The following is a 19,006-nucleotide window of genomic DNA, read 5'->3' on the forward strand; positions in this document are numbered from 1 at the left end:
GCAAATTCAGCCTCGTTTTAGTGCATTTCGGAATTCCGAAAGCCTAAACGCGCCGAAGACGTGGCCCAACAAGAAATAGGCAATTGCTGCTGTAACGATGAGCATCAATAGCGCCAGGTAGCGCCAGCCGGGTATGCCAAACGCCCATCCAAACAAGTGGATCGCAGCAAACAACACAACGCCCATGCCCGCCGAGGCGGCCACGATCCGCCAGATTCTCTGTTTGAATCGGTCGTCAAACCGTGCCGCGTCCCCCATCCTCCGCGCGCCGATTGCCAGCAAAGCTACCATCGCCCAACCAGCGGTCGAGGCTGCGATCGCGGGCGCAATCCAACCGGCGACGGGGTACAGGCCAAAGGCAAGCCCGGCATTCACCGCCATCGCAAACACGGCGTATCTAAACGGTGATTTTGTATCCTCGCGGGCGAAGAACAGCGGCTGTAACAGTTTTTGCAACATGAACGCAGGTAACCCGATGCCATAGATAGAGACGGCAAGAGCGGTCGCTGCCGTATCCTCGGCGCTGAACTGGCCGCGTTGGAACAGAACCGAGACCAATGGGCCAGGAATGATGAGAAAGGCAACCGTTGAGGGTAGCGTCAAAAGCAATGTGAACTCACCGGCCCGAGAAAACGCGTTGCGGGCGCCGTCTTTGTCATCTGCGCGCAAACGGCGCGATAGATCAGGTAATAATACGATGCCAACTGCGATTCCGACCACTCCCAAAGGCAGCTGATACAAACGATCCGCTGCAAATAACCAACTGATGGCTTTTTCGGTTTTGGAAGCTACAAGCTGCCCCACTACCAAATTGACCTGCGTCACCCCCATGGCCAGCGCCGCTGGCACAGCGATCCGCACCATACGCCGCATTTCTGGGCTAAGCGTCGGCCAACCCGGCCGTATACAAATACCGGCGCGCTCAGTCGCAACCCAGACCAGAGCAAGCTGTGCGACACCAGCGACTGGGATGACTGCGATCAGCCAACGGATCACGTCCCCTCCCGACATGGCTCCAAAGATCAATGCGAAACAGGCGAAGATGTTCAGCAACACTGGTGCAGCAGCGGCGGCCGCAAATCGGCCGGTCGCGTTTAAAACACCGGAAAACAACGCGGCAAGAGACATGAATAGGATGTAGGGGAACACGACGTATCCATAGTCCACTGCCAGATCAAAGCGCTCGTCTCCGTAAAAACCTTCAGCGGTAATCCAGACCAAGCCGGGCATAAAAACCATCGCCAACCCGACCAAGGCCAGCACAGCCACCGCCAACAGATTGAATGCGTCCTGCGCAAAGCCCTCTGCGTTCTCATCGCCCTCCAGGCGTTTCGAGAACATTGGCACAAAGGCTGCATTAAATGCCCCTTCAGCAAAGAAGCGGCGGAACATGTTGGGCAGGCGGAACGCTGCGACAAAGGCATCCATAACCGGGCCCGGGCCGATTAAGGCGGTCAGCAGAATCTCCCTCAGGAAACCCAGTATACGGCTGGCGAGGGTCCAGAAGCCAACGGTGAAAAAGCCCGAGATCAGGCGGATCGGCTTCATGAGGCGGCCCGCTCCGCACCTTCGGCAATGGCATTACGAAGCTTGGCCTCCAAGCCACGCTGCTTGGCCTCAGAATGGTATTTCAGACCAAACATATCCTTGACGTAGAATGTATCAACCACCTGTTCGCCATAGGTCGCGATCACCGCATTCGCGATGTAAACATTGGCTGCCGCCAATGTTCGGGCCAGATCATAAAGTAGGCCGGGCCGATCACGCGTGTCGACCTCGATGATCGTGTAGATTTCCGAGCCTTCATTGTCGAAGGTGACGTGTGTTGGGACGTTGAAGGCGCGCTCACGTTTTTTGATCTTGTCGCGTGACTTCAGGGCATCCCTTGCCACCACTTCACCCTTCAGCGTCTTGTGGATCATCTGGGTCAGACGCGGAAGGCGAGATGCTTCGAACGGATGGCCTTCGGCGTCCTGTATCCAGAATGCGTCCGTCACATAACCGTCTTTTGTCGTATAGCTGCGTGCATCCACAACGTTGGCCCCAACCAGAGCCAGCGCCCCGGCTATCCGAGAAAAGATACCCGGGTGGTCGCCCATGGCAAAGCAAGCGCGGGTCGCGTCGCGATCTTCATCCGGATGCAATCGAATCTCGACCGCCGCGGGGTCACCGCTGTCTTCGAGAGATTTCAGCATCTCCGCAAATTCGACATGGGTCGCAAGGTTCAACCCTTGCCAATAAGGATCGTAGTGGCGCCCGGTTTCAGTCTTCAGATCGGCTTTGGACCAGTTTTCCAACTCAGCGCGCAACTGCTTTTTCGCCTCTGCGCCACGGTTGGCACGATTGAGAACCTCCATGCCGGATTCCAGCGCGCGCTTGGTGTCTGCGTGCAAGGCGCGCAGCAATGTGGCTTTCCAGTTGTTCCAGGTATTCGGCCCGACACCACGAATGTCACAGACCGTCAGCACCGTGAGCAAATCCAATCGCTTTACTGTTTCAACCGCTTTGGCGAAGTCGCGGATTGTGCGCGGATCAGAAATATCGCGCTTTTGTGCCATATCGGACATCAACAGATGGTATCGCACCAGCCATTCCACGGTTTCGGAATCTGCCTTGTTCAGTCCCAGACGCGGCGCCACCTTGCGAGCGATTTGAGCGCCGAGGATCGAGTGATCTTCAGGCCGCCCCTTCCCAATATCGTGTAGCAGCAAGGCAACGTATAAGACCTTGCGATTGACGTTTCGCTCAAGGATCGAGGACGCCAGCGGCAGCTCTTCGATTAGCTCTCCGCGTTCGATCTGGGCCAGATTTACGATGCACTGGATCGTGTGTTCGTCCACAGTATAGCTGTGATACATATTGAACTGCATCATCGCTACGATGTGTTCGAACTCGGGCAGGAAGGCCGACAGTACACCCAACTCGTTCATTCGGCGCAGGGCCCGTTCGGGGTTGCCGTGTTTCAGCATCAGATCAAGGAAAATGCGCCGCGCCTCTTTGTCGTTGCGCATGTCTTCGTCGATCAGGTTCAGGTTTGCCGTAACCAAACGCATGGCGTCAGGGTGGATCAACATGCCTGTGCGCAGGCCTTCCTCAAACAGCCGCAGCAGATTGACTTTGTCTGACAGGAATTTGTCGGGGTCCGCGATATCCAGACGGCCATGAACAACCCTGTACCCGGCCTTGATCCGACGTCGACGGCGAAAAATGCGTTCCAGTAACGGCGCGCCCTTCATATGGGACGCCTCCAGCTTGGTCAGGAATATGCGGGTCAACTCGCCCACACGTGTCGCCTCGCGGAAGTACCGCTGCATGAATACTTCGACGGCGCGCCGACCCGCGCGGTCTTCGTAGCCCATGCGATCCGCCACCTCGACCTGCAGATCGAAAGTCAGCTGTTCTGTCGCGCGACCGGTCACCAGATGCAGATGCGACCGGACTGCCCAAAGGAATTCTTCGGCCTGAACGAATTCACCGAACTCTTCCGGTGTGAACAAACCCATCGGGACCAGTTCGGCAACATCTTTCACGCTGTAGATATATTTTGCGATCCAGTAGAGCGACTGCAGGTCGCGCAGGCCGCCTTTGCCTTCTTTGACATTGGGCTCAACCATATAGCGCTCACCTTGTTTCAGGTGCCGCTCATCCCGTTCCTTCAGCTTGGCTTCGATAAATTCCCGCTCAGTACCCTTGAACAGCTCGCTTTTCAGGTGTTCTTCAAGCTCTTGCGCAAGCGTCTGATCCCCGACGAGATAACGCTGCTCCAGCATGGCGGTGCGAATGGTGAAATCATCTGCACCCAAGCGCAAACAGTCTTTGATCGTACGCGAAGAATGCCCGACCTTCAGTCGCAAATCCCAGAGGATGTAGAGCATGGATTCGATCACGCTCTCGGCCCAGGCGGTGATTTTGTAGGGCGTCAGAAACAGCAGGTCCACGTCGGAGGAGGGAGCCATTTCACCCCGGCCATAGCCTCCGACCGCCAATACGGCGATTTTTTCCCCACGAGTAGGATTGGCGAGCGGGTGCAAATGCTCGGTTGCGACCCGCATTGCGGTCCGCACCATCTGATCCGTCAGATAGGTATAAGAATGTGTCAGAGGGCGTGCGTCGAATGGGCGCTGTGAAAATGAATCGGAAATCGCCTTGCGTCCAGCCTTTTGGGCGTCTCGCAGAATACGCACTGTTTCTGCGCGCAGCGCAGCGTTGTCCGAGCTGTTTTTAATTGCATCGGACAATCTGGCATCGACGGAAACGCTGTCAAAAATCTCGTCGGCTGAACAGATCAGGTCGTCTTTAGACGCGGTGGCCAGCGCCAGTCGCTCAGAATCCGGCGCCAGAGAAGCTTTGTGGGGCAGGGTCAATCACAACCACCTGTTTGTTCTGGATCGTGGCAACTGCCAGACCGCGTTCATTCGTACCGTTAGGTCGCAGGCGGAAGATACCACCGACACCCTGAAATCCGGCGTTTTGGGTCAGAGCCGCCCCAGTCAGGGCATCGGATTTGCCTTGGCTCACCAACGCGCCAATGGCGGCAATCCCATCGTAGGCAAGCCCGCTGATCGGGTGCGGTGCTTCACCATAGGTATTGTTGTACCGCTGGCGATATGCCTGTGCCTTTGCAGGATCAGGTAGCGCGAACCATCCGCCTTGGACACCTGGTAATTCCAACGTCTGTGCCGGGATGTCCCAGCGCGTCAGGCCGATATATTGCGTTGTTGCTGGTGAAACGCCTGCCTCTGGTAGCAATTGGCTGTAGAGGGGCAGTGCGCCCGCCGTCGTCGCAGTCAAGAAGATCGAATCTGCACCAGTAGAGTCGACTGTCGCCTTGATGGTCGGAACCGAATCGATCACTCCCTGCTGAGATCGGTCATATCCAACGGTACCCGCATTATTGACGCGGCTGTTGCTGAGCGCAGTGGCAATGGCAGACCGGCCCAACTGGCCTGCCGAGTCATTGCTATGCACTATGACAGTATTGTTCTTACCCTGCTGTCCGGCGTAGTTCACGAGCCTGTTGGCCGTGTTTTGGAATGTGGGCCCGAGCACATAAACATTGCCGCCCGCAATGCTGGTGTTGTTCGAGAAGGACAGCACGTTGACGTTGTTGCTTAGAACAGCAAGGCCCGCCGCATTGGCCGCCTGCGCATATACTGGACCAAGAATAATCTTAGCCCCATCCGCAACGGCTTGCTGTGCGACACTCGATGCTGTTCCTGCATTTCCAGCCGTGTCATATACCCGCAGGTCAATCTTGACGTTCGGCAAATCCGCGATCGCCAGACGTGCGGCATTCTCAAGGCTTCGCGCAAGGGCGGCATCACCAGATTGAGGCGATCCGCTTGGCACCAGAAGCGCAACCGGGACCGGGTCTGAGGCGTTGATCGAAGGACCTCCACCCAAGCCTCCGGCATCACAAGCAGCGAGGAATGCGGCCGTAGCCAGAGCGATGGCGGATTTCGCCAGTTTGCGTGCGGGCTTGCAAACGGTAAACATCTAAAAGAAAACTCCCTGATCCGGCGTCTGAGGGCACCTTGGTCTATTGATCCGCGATAATAAACGTCACGCTGTGAGGGTCCAGCTTTGAATTTCCAAAAGATCAGATTGGCCGCAGGGCTGTATTTTGTCGCCACTCCAATCGGGACAGCGCGCGACATTACGCTCAGGGCTTTGGATGTGCTGGCCTCGGCAGACATGATCGCTGCCGAGGATACCCGTAGTCTGCGTCGGTTGATGGAAATTCATGGCGTGCCGCTCGAGGGGCGTCGTATTTTGGCCTATCACGATCACAGCGGAGCTGGCGCACGTGGCAAGATCCTTGAGGCGCTCGCGCAGGGGCAATCGGTTGCCTATGCATCCGAGGCCGGAATGCCCCTGATTGCCGATCCCGGCTATGATCTGGGGCGTCAAGCAGCCGAGGCCGGGCATAACGTGACCTGTGCACCGGGCCCGTCTGCCGTATTGACCGCACTGACATTGGCCGGTCTACCGACCGACGCCTTCTTCTTTGCCGGTTTCCTGCCCAATGCTTCTGGCGCGCGGCGTTCGCGAATCGAGGCGCTGCGTAGTGTCCCCGGAACGCTGGTTTTCTACGAATCGCCGAAGCGTGTGGCGGGTTGTCTCGCGGATCTGGCCGCAGTGCTGGGTGGTGAGCGCCAGGCGGCGCTCTGCCGAGAATTGACGAAGAAGTTTGAAGAAACCCGAAGAGGGACGTTGGCGGATCTTGCCTCCGAGTATCAGGATGCATCCGTCAAGGGCGAAGTTGTCTTACTTGTAGATCGCGCCCATTCGCAATCTGTTAAGGAAACCGACGTAGAAGAGGCCTTGATAAGAGCCTTGGAAACGCATTCGGTACGGGATGCAGCAGATCTGGTATCAGAGATGTTCAGCCTGCCGCGCCGTCCGATTTATCAGAAGGCCCTGAAACTGGGAAAAGGATGAAAGCATGCGGCGATCTGTTCGGGGTTCGGTTTCATATCACGCCGGACGTTCGGCAGAGTTTTGCGTTGCCACTGAATACGAGCGCCGTGGGTATTCAATCGCGCAACGCAGATGGCGCGGCGCAGGTGGCGAGATTGATTTGATTGCGCGCAATGCGGATGGGTTGGTCTTCGTTGAGGTCAAGAAAAGCCGCAGTTTTGAAGCCGCCGCCGCTCGCATCAACCGTCGACAGATGGATCGAATTTGTGCATCTGCTGCGCAGTATCTTGAACAGGAACCCGGCGGGCAGTTGACAAACACGCGCTTTGACGCCGCTTTGGTGGATGATACCGGAACTGTTCAAATCATCGAAAACGCCTTCGGTATGAATTGATCACCATTGAACCCGTCGAGTCTCTGCGCCATGTATCAGGCGTGGAATTGAGGGATAGACCATGAAAATCGCCTTTCAAATGGACCCGATCGGGGCCGTGGATATCAATGCCGACAGCTCGTTTCGTTTGGCAGAAGAGGCTCAGGCCCGCGGCCACCAGCTTTTTTTCTATGGCCCGGATCAATTGGCGTATCAGGAGGGCAAAGTCACTGCGCGCGGGCACGACATGACAGTGCAAAGGGTCGCTGGCGACCCGGCTGTTCTGGGGCCAGAACGCGAAGTGGATCTAGCTGATTTCGATGTGGTCTGGTTGCGGCAAGACCCTCCGTTCGACATGCACTACATCACTTCGACCCATTTGCTGGACCGTCTCCGGGGGCAGACCTTGGTGGTGAATGACCCGTTTTGGGTGCGAAACTATCCGGAAAAGCTGCTGGTTTTGGACTTTCCTGAACTGACGCCGCCCACCACAATTGCGCGGGATCTGCACACCATCAAAGCGTTCAAAGAGAAACACGGCGATATCATCCTCAAGCCGCTCTATGGCAATGGGGGTGCTGGTGTGTTCCGCCTTGATGCGAATGATCGCAACCTGACATCGCTGCATGAGTTGTTCACGGGTTTCTCGCGTGAGCCGTTGATTGCACAGAAGTTTTTGCCGGATGTAAGAAACGGCGACAAACGTGTCATCCTCGTGGATGGCGAGCCGGTGGGGGCCATCAACCGCGTTCCAGCCGAGGGTGAAACCCGCTCGAACATGCATGTGGGTGGGCGCCCTGAGAAAATCGGCCTGTCTGACCGCGATATGGAAATCTGCGCTGCAATTGGGCCGTTGTTGAAAGAACGTGGACAGGTCTTTGTCGGAATCGATGTGATTGGCGACTACCTGACCGAGATCAATGTCACGTCACCCACCGGCATTCAGGAGCTTGAGCGGTTCAACGCTTTGAATATTGCCGAAAAAATCTGGCAGGCGATTGAGGCCAAGTTTTAAGCCCCTGCCTTTGCGCTGATGCGAAAGCTCAGCGCCTCGGCGACATGGGGGCGGCGCACGTCCGGCTCTCCATCGAGATCGGCGATGGTGCGGGCGACCCGCAGGATACGGTGGAAGGCGCGGGCCGAAAGGCCGAAACGCTCGGCAGCTTTTAGAAGCAACTCCTTGCCTTCGGAATCTGGCGCGGCGATTTCTTCCAATAGGTTACCTTCGACATCCGCGTTTTGACGGGTCTCTGGGGTGTCGCGAAACCGGTCAGCTTGAACAGCGCGCGCAGCTTCAACTCGCGCAGCCACAGCGGCTGAACTATCGCCCGAAGGTGGCAAATCGAGATCGGTAAAACCTACAGGGGGTACTTCGATACGCAGGTCAAACCGGTCCATCAGTGGCCCTGAGATGCGGCCCAGATAATCCTCGCCACAAGCCGGTGCGCGTGAGCAGGCACGGGACGGATCGGTCAGGTATCCACATTTGCAGGGGTTGGCAGCGGCCGCCAGCATAAACCTGCATGGGTATTTCACATGGGCGTTGGCGCGGGCGACCATGACTTCGCCGGTCTCAATCGGTTGTCGCAATGTTTCCAGAACGGTGCGCGGGAATTCGGGGAACTCGTCCATGAAAAGAACGCCGTTATGCGCCAATGAGATTTCACCGGGTTTTGCACCTTTCCCCCCACCGACGATAGCCGCCATTGAGGCGGTGTGATGTGGTTCTCGAAACGGTCGGGCACGGCTGATGCCGCCTTCGTCCAACAACCCACAAAGCGATTGGATCATCGAAGTTTCCAGCGCTTCGACCGGCGTCAGCGGTGGCAATATTCCTGGCAGGCGCGCCGCCAGCATGGATTTCCCCGAACCGGGTGTCCCGATCATGATCAGGTGATGCCGCCCCGCGGCGGCGATTTCCAAGGCCCGTTTAGCGCGTTCTTGCCCTTTTACATCTCGCAAATCACGCGCGCTGGGCGAAAGACTGACCTCGCCCGGTGTCGCGGCGGGCAACGCGGATTGGCCGGTGAAGTGCCGCACCACATCTCCTAATGAGCCAGCACCGATCACTTGCGTGGCATCTACCCAAGCGGCTTCCGAGCTAGAGGCGCTGGGGCAAACCAAGCTACGATCTTCAGCAGCAGCCGTCATGGCGGCGGGCAACGCTCCGACAACCGGAACAAGCGAGCCGTCCAACGACAATTCTCCCAAAGCGACGGCACCCTCTGCGGCGTCCGCAGGAATGATCTCTAGCGCAGTAAGCAAGGCAACTGCGATAGGCAGGTCGAAATGGCTGCCTTCTTTGGGCAAATCGGCGGGCGACAGGTTGATTGTGATCCGTTTCGAGGGCAGAGCGATGGCCATCGCGCTCAGTGCGCTGCGCACCCGATCCCGCGCCTCAGAGACCGCCTTGTCCGGTAATCCAACGATGGAAAACGCAGGAAGGCCCGGAGAAACGGCGCATTGCACTTCGACCGGGCGGGCATCGACCCCTTGAAAAGCGACGGTGTGGGCGCGGGCGACCATGGCAATCCTGTTTTTTGGTTAACAGGACGTTGCTGCCATGGCTGCGGTTTAGGAATCGTTAACGCCACCGATCATCGCAGTAAATTTTGGCCAAGCACCAGGGTCGGCAACAGTTTTGTTCCGACAAAACGTGTTGCAAAAGCCCCAAACCTTGCCTTCGAGTTCAAGATAATCCCTCACTGGTTTTCCGGAGTAGGGACAGGCGGAGTTAATGGATGGACCGGTACTGACGGTTGCCGCTTTCGAGTTCTCGCCAATCGGCCAGTTATGGGCGGTAAGGTTTTGTGGATAGGGAAAGGGATCATACTCAATGGTCATGCCCATGGCACGCCATTGCCGAACGGATATGTCTGAAAGCAGGTCCATGCAGTAGGTGCGATTCGCCTCAGTCACGGGTAGGTCGTAGCCGATAATCCGTGCTGCAACCGGAGTATAGAAGACATCAGCCAACGAGTAAGCACCAAACAGAGGGCCCGACTCGGCACCCGAAATACTCCGAGCATGAGCCCAGAGTGTTTCGATCCGCTGCAGATCCACCAGCGTATCTTTAGAGGGGGTGAAACCTTCCCAGCGATATTTCAACTGCATGGGGCATTGCCCCCGCAGAGCTGTGAAACCGGCGACCATCTCAGCACAAAGCCACCGGGCCGTTGCACGAGCTGCCGGCTTTGTTGGCCAAAGTCCGGCATCAGGGTGATGTTCGGCCAAAGTCTCTGCCATGGCGAGGCTTTCACCGACCACAGTTCCATCGGGTAGCCGCAATGCTGGTACCAGACGTGCTGGTGCCAGTGGCTTCATATCCGCTGCCATCGTCCCGGAGTAGAGGCCAATCATGTGGGTGCGGTAGGGCAGGCCGAATTTTTCGAGCATCAGCCATCCGCGCAAGGACCAGCTTGAAAACAACCGGTCGCCGATAAAGAGGTCATGGGTCATGCGCCGACGATGCAGGGTCGATGCGCGTTCGTAAATCAGTGATTTGTGCGCAGTCCTATCACGGACGGTGATTGATCCGCCCCACCGACCAGCCAGTTTCGTGGCGTGTAATCTCGGTAACCGAAAGATTATCGATTCGGTGACTGAACGCCTCTTGCGCATCCACGTCCAAGGCACGTTGGATTTGAGTCAGGATTACGCCGAAATGCGCGACCACTACCAAATCGCGCCCTGAATTGTCGGCAATCAAGGTATCAACTACCGCATCGACCCGTGCGCGGACTTCATTCCAGCTTTCCCCATCTGGGGGTCTGACATCTCCGGGATTGTCCCAGTATGCAAAGCAAAGCTCGGGGTCTTCAGCCTCGATCTCTGCAAACGGGCGCAACTCCCATGTGCCAAAATTGATTTCGCGAAGATCGGCATGGTGCGGTAGACGCTGGCGTGTGCCTTGAATTGCACTGGCCGTGTCGGCGGCGCGTGACAAATCCGATGAAATCACGACGGCATTGGAGGGAAGGTGCGTTTCGAGACGGCTGATTGCAGCGTGATCACTCAAGTCAGCGGGCAGATCGGACCAGCCTACCATGGTTTTGGCATGTGTCGGGCCGTGCCGTACCAAATGTAGCCGGGTCACAGGGGTGGTCCCTTTAGAACCACTGGTAGCCCGGCCGTGATCTGCACCACCCGATCCGCCTGTGCAGCAAGTGCTATGTTCAGGCGCCCCTGTGCCTCGCGGAACCGACGGGACAGCGCATTGTCAGGCACGATGCCGTGGCCGACTTCGTTCGAGACGATAACGATTTGCGCTGAACAGGTTTTCAACGCGTTCAGCAGTTTGGTTTGCGCTTCGTTAAGATTGTTCTCAGCGAGCAGGTGGTTTGTCAGCCACATGGTCGCACAGTCGATCAGGCAAACCTGATCCCGCGTCAGTTTTGCGAGTTCTGGCGTCAGATCGAATGGTGTTTCAATCGTCGTCCACCCGCTGCCTCGTTGTGCAATATGGTGCCTGATTTTTAGGCGCATCTCGTCATCAAACACTTGTGATGTTGCGAGGTAAATGCGATTTTTACCTGTGGAAACAACAGTTTGTTCCGCAAAAAGGGATTTTCCGGATGCCGCGCCGCCCAAGATAAAGGTTAAATCGGCATGCACTTTTATTACCTTTCTGGTGATCCAACCGGTTTTGCCCTGCGTATCGACCCTGAGTCGGCAAAGCAAGCCCGACCAATCGCCTGTGAAAAAGGGAGATTTGCATGGCACTTGATAACGCACATGATTTTTCGATGTCCCGGCAGGCAATGAAGGCCGAATTGCTGGACGCAGAGACAGAATTGAAGCTGGCCTATGCCTGGCGTGATGAACGCGATGAGAAAGCTCTGCACCGCCTGATCACGGCCTATATGCGGTTGGCAATTTCAATGGCAGCAAAATTTAAACGCTACGGCGCGCCGATGAACGATCTGATTCAAGAGGCGGGACTGGGTTTGATGAAAGCCGCCGACAAGTTTGATCCAGATCGGGGCGTTCGCTTTTCAACCTATGCGGTGTGGTGGATCAAGGCGAGCATTCAGGACTATGTGATGCGTAACTGGTCAATGGTGCGCACCGGTTCGACTTCTTCCCAGAAATCTCTCTTCTTCAATATGCGAAGGGTTCAGGCGCGCCTTGAACGTGAAGCGGCGACCGAAGGCATGGATTTGGATCGCCACCAGTTGCACCAGATGATCGCGGCTGAAATCGGTGTACCGTTGCGTGACGTCGAGATGATGGAAGGGCGGCTCGCCGGGTCCGATTTCTCACTGAATGCGATTCAGTCGACAGATGAGGATGGGCGCGAGTGGATAGATGCGTTGGAAGATGACAGTGAACAAGCCGCGGAAGCGGTCGAGAACAATCATGATAGGCAGCAATTGCGCGAATGGTTGGTTACGGCCATGCAGGCTTTGAACGAGCGTGAGAGGTTCATTGTGCGAGAACGAAAGTTGCGCGAACCCGCTCGGACTTTGGAAAGCCTCGGTCAGGAGCTTGGTCTGTCGAAAGAACGTGTGCGTCAGCTCGAGGCAGCGGCCTTCATAAAAATGCGCAAGAACCTTGAAGCTCAATCGCGCGAGGTGCAACACTTCTTCGCATGAAAGCACTTGCGATTCTTACAGCTTTTGTGTTGCTCGCCGCACTACCTCAGCCGGGCAGCGCCGATGATTATATTCCTCAGGATGTCTTAGACGATATGCAAGCGGTGGATGTCGTTATTCTGGGCGAAATACATGACAACCCGCGACATCATCTCGTGCAGGCCGAAGCGGTTGCAGCAATTGCGCCATCTGCGGTTGTCTGGGAAATGGTGACCGAAGAAGGCGCACAGCGACTGGCGCAGAAAGCGGCGAGTAATCCTGAAGAGCTGTCCAGAATTCTGCGCTGGGCTGAGTCTGGTTGGCCCCCACTCAGCATGTATTACCCGGTTTTTCGCGCGGCCAATGTGCCCGTTTATGGCGCGATGGTGCCTCGAGCTGCCGCGCGTGCAGCTATGGAGCGCGGAGCAGCGACCACTTTAGGGGCGGACGCGGCCAGATATGGGCTGACAGTACCCTTGCCTGACGATGATCAGGTTGCGCGTGAGGCGGATCAACTCGCGGCCCATTGCGATGCTTTGCCTGTCGAGGCCCTGCCGCAGATGGTTGCAATTCAGCGCTTGCGGGACGCGGTGCTAGCGCGTGCCATATTACGGGCCGCAGATGAAACTGGCGGGCCGATTGCAGTGATCACGGGCAATGGCCATGCACGCAAAGATCGCGGAATACCAACCTTTTTGACGCGCTTGCGGCCCGGACTGAAAGTCTTTGTGCTCGGGCAATCTGAGGATGGGCTGATTGACGGAAACTTCGACGCCGTGATTGATAGCCCTACTGCAGAACGTGAAGATCCCTGCGAGGCCTTCGAGGCACAGAATTAACCGCTGGAACTGACCGGCGGCGTTGCCTAATGTCAGGGCCGACCGGGACGGGAAGGGCAAAACATGCTGTCATCCAAACGCATTCTGCTGATTATTGGTGGTGGGATCGCCGCCTATAAATCGCTGGATCTGATCCGGCGGCTGCGTGAACGCGGTGCCGCAGTGACGCCTGTATTAACGCGCGCCGCGGAGGAGTTCGTGACTCCCTTGTCCGTATCCGCATTGGCCGGTGAGAAGGTTTACAGGGACCTTTTTGATCTGACCGACGAAGCCGAGATGGGTCATATCCAACTGTCGCGTTCGGCAGATCTGATCGTGGTTGCGCCCGCGACCGCTGATCTGATGGGCAAGATGGCAGGTGGTTTGGCGAATGATTTGGCCTCAACGCTGTTGATGGCAACCGATACACCCGTTCTGTGTGCACCCGCGATGAATGTTCGCATGTGGGAGCATCCAGCGACCCAACGCAACCTCGCGCAACTTGAAGCCGATGGTGTGCGATTTGTCGGCCCGAACGAGGGTGACATGGCCTGCGGAGAATATGGCCCGGGCCGCATGTCGGAACCGCTGGAGATCGTTGCTTCGATTGAGGCGCAATTTTCGGCCGGCCCATTGACTGGTAAGCGTATTTTGGTGACTTCGGGCCCGACACATGAACCGATTGATCCTGTGCGTTACATCGCAAACCGCTCGTCAGGTGCACAGGGCACGGCTGTGGCGCGTGCACTGGCAGCGCTGGGGGCCGAAGTTATTTTTGTTACAGGTCCGGCTGACGTTTCGCCACCTGAAAGGGTGAATGTTGTACGGGTTGAGACGGCGCAGCAGATGTCAGATGCGGTGGACGCTGCGCTTCCTGTTGATGCTGGTGTATTCGCAGCCGCTGTGGCCGATTGGCGGGTATCTAGCGCCTCGGACAAGAAGCTAAAGAAAAGTCGTGATGGTCTGCCTGCACTTGAATTCGCTGAGAACCCAGACATCCTGAAGCGCATTGCTCATATGGAAGATGGCCGACCCCTGTTGGTGGTGGGTTTTGCGGCTGAGACGGACAATGTGATCGAACATGCCACTGCAAAACGCGCCCGTAAGGGCTGTGACTGGATTGTTGCGAATGATGTCAGTCCCGCGACGGGCATCATGGGCGGGTCCGAAAATGCCGTGATCGTGATTTCGGAAGAGGGTGCCGAAGAATGGCCGCGCATGGGTAAAGACGAAGTGGCAAAGCGGTTGGCGGTTAAGATTGCTGGCGCGCTGACCAAATAGTAGTCGTTGAAATCTGAGGTGCAGTGATGGTGGCAATTCGTGTGATCCGAGAGGAAGGGGCTGATCATTCGGTGCCGTTACCCTCTTATGAAACGTCTGGTGCGGCTGGTGCGGATGTACGGGCCAACTTGCCAAATGGTACGCCAATAATATTAGCTCCAGGTGAGCGCACCCTTGTGCCAACGGGCCTTAGGATCGAGATCCCGCTTGGTTTCGAAGTTCAGGTGCGGCCCCGCTCGGGCCTTGCGCTTAAACACGGGATCACCTTGCCGAATACCCCGGGTACGATCGACAGCGATTATCGCGGCCCGTTGGGGGTGATTGTGCTGAATGCGGGGCAGGAGCCTTTCGAAATCACCCATGGCGAACGTATTGCACAACTGATTGTCGCGCCTGTGGTACAGGCCATTTTTCAGGACGTTGAGGTTCTGAGTGAGACCGACCGTGGCGCAGGCGGTTTCGGCTCGACCGGGCGGGGCTGATGCTTCTGGTTCTGATCCTGGCTGCCGCGCTATGGGGCGTTGGATATATCGCCGGTGTGTCGCGCGCCGCGCGTCTGGTTTCTGTTGGCGCTCTGCTAACTGGGGTGATCATTGCTCAACTTGTGCTGCCGGAGGGAAATCCGTTGCGTGAGGCGACTGGCGGGTCTGCAGCGATGTGGCTGATCCTCTCTGGCGTGGTTCTGCTAGCTCTGCTTTATGGGCGGGGCATCAAGGCGTTACGTAGTCGCGCTGCGCCCAGCCCAATGTCGGAACCTGCCATGCCATCCGATCAGTTCAGCGAAACCGAACTTGAACGCTATGCCCGCCATATCGTTCTGCGCGAACTTGGCGGACCGGGTCAAAAGCGGATGAAACAGGCGCGCGTGTTGGTGATCGGGGCCGGGGGCCTCGGCGCACCCGCTTTGCAATATCTCGCTGCCGCCGGAGTTGGCACCATTGGTGTGATCGATGATGACGCGGTCGAGAATGCGAACCTGCAGCGGCAGGTGATCCACCGCGATGCGGATATCGGGATGCCCAAGGTGTTTTCAGCCCAGCAAGCCATGGTGGCGCAGAACCCCAATGTCGTGGTTCTGCCCTATCATCGCCGCCTGACTGAAGAGATTGCTGCTGAACTGTTCGCTGATTTTGATCTGATCCTTGATGGTACAGACAATTTCGACACCCGCTATCTGGCCAACCGGACGGCTGTGGCGCTGGGCAAGCCGTTGATCTCGGGAGCGTTGTCGCAATGGGAAGGGCAACTGAGCTTGTTCGACCCAGCCACTTCCGGCCCGTGCTATCAGTGTATATTTCCCGAAGCCCCGGCCCCTGGTCTGGCACCCTCTTGTGCCGAGGCAGGCGTAATCGGGCCGTTGCCCGGTGTCGTCGGCTCGATGATGGCGGTTGAGGCGATCAAGGTGATCACCGGTGCCGGGCAGGCGTTGCGGGGTGAGATGTTAATCTACGACGCGCTTTACGGCGAAAGCCGCAAGATCACCTTGGCGCACCGCGCAGATTGTCCGATATGCGGGTCAGGAGCTCAAAGTTCAGACTAGCTCTGGATCATTGCGTCGGGCGGTCTTAGCTATGAGGTCAAAGGAGACCTCAATGACCAACCCGATCCTGTCCGACTGGAATACGCCCTTCGAAATTGCCCCATTTGCGACGATCTCGGATGATGATTTCACTCCTGCGCTGGAGCAGGCGATGCAAGCGCATGATGCTGAGATCGATGCGATTGCGGCAAATCCAGACACGCCCACATTCGCCAATACGATTGAAGCACTTGAAGCCGCCGGTGAGCAGATGGACAAAGTCTTGTCGGTGTTCTTCACCGTCGCAGGCGCTGACAGCAACCCCAAGCGCGAGGAACTCCAACGCGCGTTTTCACCGAAACTCGCCGCACATTACTCACGCATTTCTTCGAACAAATCCCTATTTCAGCGGGTGGCTGATCTGTGGGATCGGCGCGACGAATTGGGTCTGACCGACGAACAGGCGCGCGTTCTGATGTTATCCCATCGAGGATTCGTGCGGGCTGGGGCCGCGTTGACCGGAGATGACGATGCGAGGATGCAAGAGCTCAAGGCCCGTCTGGCCTCATTGGGCACGTCTTTCACGCAGAATCTGTTGGCAGATGAGCGGGATTGGTTCATGGAACTCGCCGAAGAAGATCTGCAGGGATTGCCCGGTTTTGTCGTCGATACAGCCCGGGCAGCCGGACAGGAAAAGGGCGCGGATGGGCCGGTGGTGACGCTGTCGCGATCGCTTATTGTGCCGTTTCTGCAGTTTTCACTTCGCCGGGATCTAAGAGAAAAAGCCTATCGTGCGTGGACGGCTCGTGGCGCAAATGGCGGTGAGACTGACAATCGCGAGATTGCTGCCGAAATCCTGAAACTGCGTGAAGAACGCGCCAAGCTGCTCGGCTATGACAGCTTTGCCGATTTCAAACTGGAAACTGAGATGGCACGGACACCTGATCGGGTGCGCGACCTTCTCATGCAGGTCTGGGAACCTGCGAAAAAGCGAGCAGATGCAGACGCCGATGAGTTGACACAAATGATGCAAGAGGACGGCATCAACGGCCCATTGGAAGCCTGGGACTGGCGTTACTATGCCGAGAAACGGCGCAAAGCCGAACATGATCTGGATGAGGCGGCGCTAAAGCCCTATCTGCAACTGGATCGGATGATTGAAGCCTCGTTTGCCTGCGCCAATCGTCTGTTCGGGCTGGAATTTGCTCCGTTGGATGTGCCTCTCTACCATCCTGATTGTCGTGCGTGGGAGGTAACCCGGAACGGCGAACATGTTGCGGTCTTCATCGGAGACTACTTTGCACGTGGATCGAAACGATCAGGCGCATGGTGCAGCGCCATGCGGGGGCAGGCAAAGTTTCCGAAGATACAGGCGCCTGTCGTTATCAATGTGTGCAACTTCGCCAAGGGTGACCCGGCACTGCTGTCTTATGACGATGCGCGAACACTGTTCCACGAATTCGGCCATGCCCTGCATCAGATGTTGTCCAATGTGACCTATGAAAGCATTTCTGGCACCTCAGTGGCGCGTGATTTTGTCGAGTTGCCCAGCCAGCTCTACGAACACTGGCTGGAAGTGCCGGAGGTATTGGCCGAGTTCGCCACGCACGCGGATACCGATGAGCCGATGCCGCAGGAAATGCTGGAAAAGGTTCTGAAAGCGGCCAATTTCGATCAAGGCTTTCAGACTGTGGAATATGTTGCCTCGGCGCTGGTTGATCTGGCGTTCCACGATGGGGCAGCGCCCGCTGATCCGATGGACAAACAGGCCGAGGTTCTTGCGGAAATAGGGATGCCTTCTGCTATTGGCATGCGCCATGCCACTCCGCATTTCGCCCACGTCTTCGCGGGAGACGGCTATAGCTCGGGCTACTACAGCTATATGTGGTCCGAGGTCATGGACGCAGATGCCTTTGCCGCCTTTGAAGAGGCAGGTGGGGCGTTCGATCCTGAACGCGCTAAGGCGCTGGAGGACAATATCCTGTCTACGGGCGGATCACGCGAGGCTGAAGATCTCTATCTGGCCTTCCGTGGTCGCCTGCCCGGCGTCGATGCCTTGCTTAAGGGTCGCGGTTTGATTGCTGCCTAGTAACCGAGGTCTCTATCGACGAGGTGCAGGAAGGGCTCTCCTGCCTCACCTCGTCGGATGTTTTCGCATATCACCTGTGCTGCTGTGACGGGGCGCGTTTCCGAGGCGATGTGCGGTGTGACGGTTACGTTGGGATGCGCCCAGTACGGATGGTTGACCGGCAGCGGTTCGACTCGGAATACATCCAGTGTGGCATGTCCGATCTGACCCGAACCTAGCGCCTGCAGCAAGGCGTCGTCATCAATCAAAGGCCCACGCCCCGGATTAACGATCTGTGCGCCTTTGGGAAGCAGGGCGAGCGTGTCTGCATTCAAGATGTTTTCGGTGGCAGGTGTATCGGGCAACAGGAGCACAACGATTTCTGCCTGTGACAGCGCTTCTCGCAACCCATCCTGCCCGTGCAGGCAGTTGACGCCGGCGATATTCTTTGCGGTACGGCTCCAGCCGATGACATGAAAATTCAATGCGGCCAGAGCGAGGGCAGCGGCCTCACCCAATGCGCCCAATCCCAATATGCAGACCGTTCGCTGAGAGGCCAGCGGCGGAGCATCCGGTGTCCACGTGCCATCCTGCTGCGTGATGTGACAGTCCATGCCAAGGTGATAGCGCAGTACGTGCCCAACCACCCATTCGGTCATGCCCTGCGTCAATCCACCATCGACCATCCGCGCCAGCGGAACTGTGAGGGTTTCATTGCCCGAGATCTTCTCAACCCCTGCCCAGAGGCTCAGCACCGCTTTGAGCTGCGAGAAGGGAGTGAAATCCTGTACCCCTCCGTTCGGGGCATAGACGATGTAGTCAACCTGATCTGCTGGGATGTCTTTGGATAAGTGAAAATCCAGCCCCGCGTCGGTCAGGTATTGGCGCATCAGAGGCTCATACTCTGGCCACAACTCAGGGCGCGCGGAAAACAGGACATTCACGGGCATGGGG

Annotated in this window: 17 protein-coding genes; 9 read left to right on the forward strand and 8 right to left on the reverse strand. The window is 57.1% G+C overall.

Going from position 1 to position 19,006, the window contains the following annotated elements:
• Positions 1-6: 6 nt before the first annotated feature.
• From murJ to ACR0JR_RS11240, 3 genes are read right to left on the reverse strand one after another with little or no spacing between them, the layout of a single operon-like run.
• Complete coding sequence (gene murJ, locus ACR0JR_RS11230) at positions 7-1,548, reverse strand: murein biosynthesis integral membrane protein MurJ (RefSeq protein WP_480456203.1); 1,542 nt, start codon at positions 1,546-1,548, stop codon at positions 7-9.
• On the reverse strand, positions 1,545-4,364 hold the full coding sequence (locus ACR0JR_RS11235; RefSeq protein WP_480456204.1) for a [protein-PII] uridylyltransferase: 2,820 nt from the start codon (positions 4,362-4,364) through the stop codon (positions 1,545-1,547). Before ACR0JR_RS11235 ends, murJ begins: the two co-directional genes overlap by 4 nt.
• Positions 4,324-5,496, reverse strand: coding sequence for a penicillin-binding protein activator (locus tag ACR0JR_RS11240; RefSeq protein ID WP_010442869.1), 1,173 nt, complete (start codon positions 5,494-5,496; stop codon positions 4,324-4,326). Before ACR0JR_RS11240 ends, ACR0JR_RS11235 begins: the two co-directional genes overlap by 41 nt.
• A gap of 87 nt (positions 5,497-5,583) precedes the next feature.
• Here ACR0JR_RS11240 and rsmI point away from each other — a divergent pair, with 87 nt between their 5' ends.
• From rsmI to gshB, 3 genes are all read left to right on the forward strand, one after another.
• A complete protein-coding gene (gene rsmI, locus ACR0JR_RS11245; RefSeq protein WP_010442870.1) occupies positions 5,584-6,441 on the forward strand; it encodes a 16S rRNA (cytidine(1402)-2'-O)-methyltransferase in 858 nt (285 codons plus the stop codon).
• Between the two features lie 4 nt (positions 6,442-6,445).
• Complete coding sequence (locus ACR0JR_RS11250; RefSeq protein ID WP_480456205.1) at positions 6,446-6,814, forward strand: YraN family protein; 369 nt, start codon at positions 6,446-6,448, stop codon at positions 6,812-6,814.
• A gap of 61 nt (positions 6,815-6,875) precedes the next feature.
• Positions 6,876-7,808 (forward strand): glutathione synthase, encoded by a 933-nt coding sequence (gene gshB, locus ACR0JR_RS11255; RefSeq protein WP_480456206.1) that lies wholly within the window; start codon positions 6,876-6,878, stop codon positions 7,806-7,808.
• On the opposite strand, the gene ACR0JR_RS11260 is transcribed toward gshB, so the two are convergent.
• From ACR0JR_RS11260 to cobU, 4 genes are read right to left on the reverse strand one after another with little or no spacing between them, the layout of a single operon-like run.
• Complete coding sequence (locus tag ACR0JR_RS11260) at positions 7,805-9,319, reverse strand: YifB family Mg chelatase-like AAA ATPase (protein ID WP_480456207.1); 1,515 nt, start codon at positions 9,317-9,319, stop codon at positions 7,805-7,807. The two genes, gshB and ACR0JR_RS11260, sit on opposite strands and share 4 nt — an antisense overlap.
• A gap of 48 nt (positions 9,320-9,367) precedes the next feature.
• Positions 9,368-10,252 carry a glutathione S-transferase gene (locus ACR0JR_RS11265; RefSeq protein ID WP_480456209.1) on the reverse strand — a complete coding sequence of 295 codons (885 nt, stop codon included), beginning with the start codon at positions 10,250-10,252 and terminating at the stop codon, positions 9,368-9,370.
• 58 nt (positions 10,253-10,310) lie between these two features.
• Entirely contained in the window at positions 10,311-10,889 is a 579-nt protein-coding gene (locus ACR0JR_RS11270) for a histidine phosphatase family protein (RefSeq protein ID WP_480456210.1), read from the reverse strand.
• On the reverse strand, positions 10,886-11,407 hold the full coding sequence (gene cobU / locus ACR0JR_RS11275; RefSeq protein ID WP_480456212.1) for a bifunctional adenosylcobinamide kinase/adenosylcobinamide-phosphate guanylyltransferase: 522 nt from the start codon (positions 11,405-11,407) through the stop codon (positions 10,886-10,888). Before cobU ends, ACR0JR_RS11270 begins: the two co-directional genes overlap by 4 nt.
• A gap of 101 nt (positions 11,408-11,508) precedes the next feature.
• Between cobU and ACR0JR_RS11280 the strand changes: the two genes are divergently transcribed.
• The 6 genes from ACR0JR_RS11280 (at position 11,509) to ACR0JR_RS11305 (ending at position 18,073) form a co-directional block, all read left to right on the forward strand.
• Positions 11,509-12,387: an RNA polymerase factor sigma-32 gene (locus ACR0JR_RS11280; protein ID WP_480456213.1), complete on the forward strand. Its 879-nt coding sequence runs from the start codon at positions 11,509-11,511 to the stop codon at positions 12,385-12,387.
• Entirely contained in the window at positions 12,384-13,205 is an 822-nt protein-coding gene (locus ACR0JR_RS11285) for a ChaN family lipoprotein (protein ID WP_480456215.1), read from the forward strand. The genes ACR0JR_RS11280 and ACR0JR_RS11285 overlap by 4 nt, the downstream gene beginning before the upstream one ends.
• Before the next feature lie 63 nt (positions 13,206-13,268).
• Positions 13,269-14,465 carry a bifunctional phosphopantothenoylcysteine decarboxylase/phosphopantothenate--cysteine ligase CoaBC gene (gene coaBC / locus ACR0JR_RS11290; RefSeq protein ID WP_170781197.1) on the forward strand — a complete coding sequence of 399 codons (1,197 nt, stop codon included), beginning with the start codon at positions 13,269-13,271 and terminating at the stop codon, positions 14,463-14,465.
• 26 nt (positions 14,466-14,491) lie between these two features.
• On the forward strand, positions 14,492-14,947 hold the full coding sequence (gene dut / locus ACR0JR_RS11295; protein ID WP_170474373.1) for a dUTP diphosphatase: 456 nt from the start codon (positions 14,492-14,494) through the stop codon (positions 14,945-14,947).
• Positions 14,947-16,005, forward strand: a complete 1,059-nt coding sequence (locus tag ACR0JR_RS11300) for a HesA/MoeB/ThiF family protein (protein ID WP_480456216.1) — start codon at positions 14,947-14,949, stop codon at positions 16,003-16,005. The genes dut and ACR0JR_RS11300 overlap by 1 nt, the downstream gene beginning before the upstream one ends.
• Positions 16,006-16,057: 52 nt before the next feature.
• Complete coding sequence (locus ACR0JR_RS11305) at positions 16,058-18,073, forward strand: M3 family metallopeptidase (RefSeq protein ID WP_480456217.1); 2,016 nt, start codon at positions 16,058-16,060, stop codon at positions 18,071-18,073.
• Here the strand turns inward: ACR0JR_RS11305 and ACR0JR_RS11310 are convergent.
• Positions 18,070-19,002, reverse strand: coding sequence for a 2-hydroxyacid dehydrogenase (locus ACR0JR_RS11310; protein WP_480456218.1), 933 nt, complete (start codon positions 19,000-19,002; stop codon positions 18,070-18,072). The two genes, ACR0JR_RS11305 and ACR0JR_RS11310, sit on opposite strands and share 4 nt — an antisense overlap.
• Positions 19,003-19,006: the final 4 nt, after the last annotated feature.

It is taken from the genome of Ruegeria sp. AA3, assembly GCF_056542905.1.